This is a genomic window from Ohtaekwangia sp. (assembly GCF_036568665.1).
GTDB lineage: Bacteria > Bacteroidota > Bacteroidia > Cytophagales > Cyclobacteriaceae > Ohtaekwangia.
This window is the reverse complement of the sequence record NZ_DATCSD010000109.1, coordinates 1-4,648: the sequence shown is the minus strand read 5'-3', so window position 1 is coordinate 4,648 and position 4,648 is coordinate 1. Positions and strand designations below refer to the sequence as shown.

Genomic DNA, 4,648 nt, shown 5'->3' with positions numbered 1-4,648 from the left:
AAACTATTTATTATGACTTAATCTTTTCTGCTGTTTGAATGCCAGCACGGCTGGTGTTTGGCGCTTGGTAACATCGACACGTTCGTCTACAGGTTCCACCAGCTTATCCTTCCCATATATAAATCCATTTCTAGCATAGTCGGTCGACACGATGCGGTCTGTCAGGAAGATCGCTTCTTTCGGGCAAGCTTCTTCACATAACCCGCAGAAGATGCAACGCAGCATGTTGATTTCGTAAGTCGCTGCATATTTCTCTTCACGGTATAAATTCTCTTCACCTTTCTTGCGCTCAGCAGCAACCATCGTTATCGCTTCTGCGGGGCAAGACACTGCACACAACCCACAGGCTGTACAACGCTCGGCTCCTTTGTCGTCACGCTTCAACACATGCTGGCCACGCCATACTTCGCTGATCTCGCGTTGCGTCTCCGGGTATTTTACCGTTGCCTTTTTTCTGAATAAGTGCTTGATGGTAATAGCAACTCCACTGAGAATTGCCGGGAGATAGATCTTCTCTGCGAAGGTCATCTCTTTCTTTACTACAAGCTTTGATCGGTTCGTTAGTTGCATGTGTTTTAATTCACATTTATACTTTCATTGTGCGTTCTAAAAAAAATCAGAAGCACCTGTTAAAAAAATCTGTCTTTCAGTAAGAGCACAAGACCGGTAAGGAAAATATTCGCTACTGAAAGCGGTATCAATATTTTCCAGCCGAGATTCATCAACTGATCGTAGCGGAAGCGCGGGATCGTCCAGCGTATCCACATAAAGAAGAAGATGAAGAATGATATCTTGGCAAACAATACCAGTGTTCCTATGATCGAAATCGTATTATGATCCAATCCCAAATCGTTCATGAACGGGAAATTATACCCTCCAAAATATAGCGTGGAAATTACTGCAGATGAAACAAACATGTTGATATACTCTGCAAAGAGATAGAAACCAAGCTTCATACTGCTATACTCAGTGTGATATCCGCCCACAAGTTCAGTCTCACACTCCGGAAGATCAAAAGGCGTACGGTTACATTCTGCAAACGCACATACTATAAAGATGAGAAAACCGAGCGGTTGCTTCACCACATTCCACATGTGCCAATCGCCACCCACACCACCGGCTTGTTGTGCGCTGATCTCTCCAAGACTCAATGTACCCGTCATGATGATCAAGGCTATAATTGACAAGCCCATGGCTATTTCATAACTGATCATTTGAGCTGATGCACGAATGGCACCTAACAAAGAGAATTTATTGTTGGATGCCCAGCCTCCGATCATGATACCATATACACCGATCGATACAACTCCGAACACATAGAGTATACCTACATTCAGATCAGCAATCTGCAATGAGTACGTCTGATCGCCAATGATGAGTGTATTTCCCCAGGGAATCAGTACACCCGCCATCATCGCGGTTAACATGGCAAGGCAAGGGCCGAGTACAAATAAAAATTTATTGGATACTACCGGAATGATCTCTTCTTTGTAGATGAACTTCATTCCATCGGCAAGTGGTTGAAATATACCGAATGGACCCGCTCTGTCAGGACCAACACGGTCTTGCAGAAAGGCTGCTACTTTACGTTCTGCATACGTAGAGTATGCGGCAACAAAAAGTGTTATGCCGAATACAGAGCCTACCAGTATAAGTTTATATATCAGAAATGTACTCATGCTGGTGACTGGTTAGTTTCCGGTAATTGTTTTCCTTTCTGGAACTGTATCTGGCGTTCGATATCCAGTTTCAGTTTTTGCATATCGATCTTCTCGTAGTGATTTTGCGAGATAACCGAATGACGGTCTACGTGGCGAGGGCCTTCAATCGTCCAATCGTTCATGTTCTTGTGATCGTAACGACACTCGTTACAGATATACTCTTTCACTTCACCGTATTGATCCTTGCGGGCTGATACGCGGAGTACATCATCACCTTTCGTCCACAGTACAACTTTACCACAGCACTTATCGCAGTTACGATGTGCATCTAATGGCTTCGTAAACCATACGCGGCTCTTGAAGCGGAATGTTTTATCAGTCAATGCTCCTACCGGACAAACATCGATCATGTTTCCGGAGAATTCATTATCTACAGCCTTCTCTATATAGGTACTGATCTCCGAGGCATCGCCTCTGTTCAATACACCATGTACACGTTCTTTGGTAAGCTGATCGGCTACGAATGTACAGCGGTAGCAAAGGATGCAACGCGTCATGTGTAACTTGATCTTATCTCCTATATCAATCTTCTCGAATGTTCTGCGATCTTCTTCATAGCGTGTTTTACCAGCACCATGCTCGTATGCTAAATTTTGCAGATCGCACTCACCTGCCTGATCGCATATAGGACAATCGAGCGGGTGATTGATCAACAGAAACTCTACAACGCCTTTGCGTGCTTCGAGCACTTCCGGTGACGTAATGTTCTGCACGACCATACCATCCATTACCGGAGTACGGCAGGATGCTACCAGCTTCGGCATCGGGCGCGGATCTTTAGCAGATCCTTGTGTTACTTTTACCAGACACACGCGGCATTTTCCACCGGTATCTTTCAGAGAAGAATAGTAGCACATTGCCGGAGGAACTACCTCGCCACCAATCTGACGGGCAGCATTCAGGATCGTTGTTCCATCAGCAACTTCTACTTCAATACCATCTATTGTTACTTTAGCCATTGACGCTAAGTTTATTTATAGTTCTATATCTTATACTGTAGCCAAAACTTTCTCCGAACGGAACGGTTCAATCTCGAAGTGCTTCGGGTTCTTCACTTTCTCAGGATACTTTACATGATACTCAAACTCCTCACGGAAGTGACGTATCGCACTGGCTACAGGCCAGGCTGCAGCATCACCGAGCGGACATATAGTATTGCCCTCTATTTTCTTTGCGACATCTACCAGCAGGTCTATATCTTCCATGTGACCATGACCATGTTCGATGCGATGAAGTACTTTCTCCATCCAGCCTGTACCCTCACGGCAAGGACTGCATTGTCCGCATGACTCGTGATGATAGAAGCGTGTGAATGTCCACAGATTACGAACGATACAAGCTGTTTCATCCATCACGATGAAACCACCTGAACCCAACATGGTTCCGGTAGCAAAACCTCCATCGGATAATGATTCGTACGACATCAGGCGTGGTTCACCTTTCGCTGTCTTGAGTATAAGATCAGCCGGAAGGATTGGTACTGAAGAACCCCCGGCCACTACAGCTTTCAGTTTTCTTCCTTTCCAGATACCTCCGCAGTACTTGTCAGAGTATATAAACTCTTCAACAGGAAGCCCTAATTCTATTTCGTATACACCGGGTTTGTTGATGTGCCCACTGGCAGAGATCAGTTTTGTACCGGTGCTTTTTCCTATACCGATCTTGGCATATTCATCACCGCTTTCATTTACGATAGAACATACTGCAGATATAGTCTCTACATTGTTTACAACGGTAGGGCTGGCATACAAACCGGCTACCGCAGGGAACGGAGGCTTGAGACGCGGATTACCACGCTTGCCTTCGAGCGATTCCAACAAGGCTGTTTCTTCACCACAGATATAGGCACCACCACCGGGTTGTACATATAGCTCGAGTGAATAGTCTGTGCCTAATATATTTTTACCGAGGAAACCATTGGCATGTGCTTCCTGTATAGCTTTCTCCAGGATGCGGATGATATACATATACTCTCCGCGCACGTAGATATAGGAGGTTTTTGCACCAAGCGCATAGCTTGAAGTGATCATCCCTTCTATGAGTATATGCGGGATCTTCTCCATCAGGTAGCGATCCTTGAATGTTCCCGGTTCGCTTTCGTCTGCGTTGCACACCAGGTAACGTGGCTTATCTGATTTACGATCGAGGAAGCTCCATTTCATACCGGCAGGGAAACCTGCTCCTCCTCTTCCGCGCAAACCAGACTTCTTTACTTCTTCTGTTACTTCGTCCGGAGTCATCGTCTTCAACGCTTTCTCTACAGACTTGTAACCACCATGCTGTCTATATACATCGAATGTCTCGATGCCCGGTACATTAATATGTTCTAATAGTCTTGCCATGGTCTAGATCTTCTGCATGTTAGATTTCATATAGGTACTGCGCTGATTAGAAGTTCTCAACTTCTCGATCAGTGTATCTACCTTTTCTGTTGTCAGATTCTCATAGTAGTCAGAACCGCATTGCAGCATCGGTGCTGTTCCGCACGATCCTAAACATTCTACAACCTTCAGGGTAAACATGCCATCGGCTGTGGTCTCTCCTACTTTTATATTCAGTTTCTTCTCAAAATGCTCAACAATGTCATCCGCACCACGTAACCAGCAAGGACCGGTCTGGCAAACTTCAATAAGACATGTGCCTACCGGCTCGAGGTTATACATGGTATAGAAAGATGCTACTTCATATACTTCTATCGGTTTGATGGAAAGTATAGAGGCAACGTAATCCATTACCGGTGTGCTCAGCCATCCGTCAAACTCGGCTTGTGCTACGTGCAGTATGGGTAACAAAGCAGACTTCTGTCTTCCTTCCGGATACCGTTTAATAATTCGCTGCACGAGCTCCATTGTCTCTGCTGAAAATTGTACCCGATCTTTCTGTTCACTCATCGTTTTGTCCGTTAAGCGTTATTCGTTATTTGTTAA

5 protein-coding genes are annotated in these 4,648 nt (G+C 45.1%); all 5 read right to left on the bottom strand.

Annotated elements, in window-relative coordinates:
• Window positions 1-3 precede the first annotated feature (3 nt).
• The 5 genes from VIN08_RS05695 to nuoE are packed head-to-tail and all read right to left on the bottom strand — an operon-like array spanning window position 4 to window position 4,612.
• Window positions 4-570: an NADH-quinone oxidoreductase subunit I gene (locus VIN08_RS05695; protein WP_331961537.1), complete on the bottom strand. Its 567-nt coding sequence runs from the start codon at window positions 568-570 to the stop codon at window positions 4-6.
• Window positions 571-629: 59 nt separating this feature from the next.
• The gene (nuoH, locus tag VIN08_RS05690) at window positions 630-1,679 is read right to left on the bottom strand and encodes an NADH-quinone oxidoreductase subunit NuoH (RefSeq protein ID WP_331961534.1); all 1,050 of its coding nucleotides are present in this window, start codon (window positions 1,677-1,679) and stop codon (window positions 630-632) included.
• Window positions 1,676-2,680, bottom strand: coding sequence for a 2Fe-2S iron-sulfur cluster-binding protein (locus tag VIN08_RS05685; protein WP_331961531.1), 1,005 nt, complete (start codon window positions 2,678-2,680; stop codon window positions 1,676-1,678). Before VIN08_RS05685 ends, nuoH begins: the two co-directional genes overlap by 4 nt.
• Before the next feature lie 30 nt (window positions 2,681-2,710).
• Complete coding sequence (gene nuoF / locus VIN08_RS05680) at window positions 2,711-4,063, bottom strand: NADH-quinone oxidoreductase subunit NuoF (protein ID WP_331961528.1); 1,353 nt, start codon at window positions 4,061-4,063, stop codon at window positions 2,711-2,713.
• A 3-nt stretch (window positions 4,064-4,066) separates the two neighbouring features.
• A complete protein-coding gene (gene nuoE / locus VIN08_RS05675; protein WP_331961525.1) occupies window positions 4,067-4,612 on the bottom strand; it encodes an NADH-quinone oxidoreductase subunit NuoE in 546 nt (181 codons plus the stop codon).
• Window positions 4,613-4,648 lie beyond the last annotated feature (36 nt).

Bases quoted from the DNA above. Each gene is read 5' to 3' on its own strand.
- VIN08_RS05695 (WP_331961537.1), bottom strand. From the start codon at position 570: ATGCAACTAACGAACCGATCAAAGCTTGTAGTAAAGAAAGAGATGACC.
- nuoH (WP_331961534.1), bottom strand. From the start codon at position 1,679: ATGAGTACATTTCTGATATATAAACTTATACTGGTAGGCTCTGTATTC.
- VIN08_RS05685 (WP_331961531.1), bottom strand. From the start codon at position 2,680: ATGGCTAAAGTAACAATAGATGGTATTGAAGTAGAAGTTGCTGATGGA.
- nuoF (WP_331961528.1), bottom strand. From the start codon at position 4,063: ATGGCAAGACTATTAGAACATATTAATGTACCGGGCATCGAGACATTC.
- nuoE (WP_331961525.1), bottom strand. From the start codon at position 4,612: ATGAGTGAACAGAAAGATCGGGTACAATTTTCAGCAGAGACAATGGAG.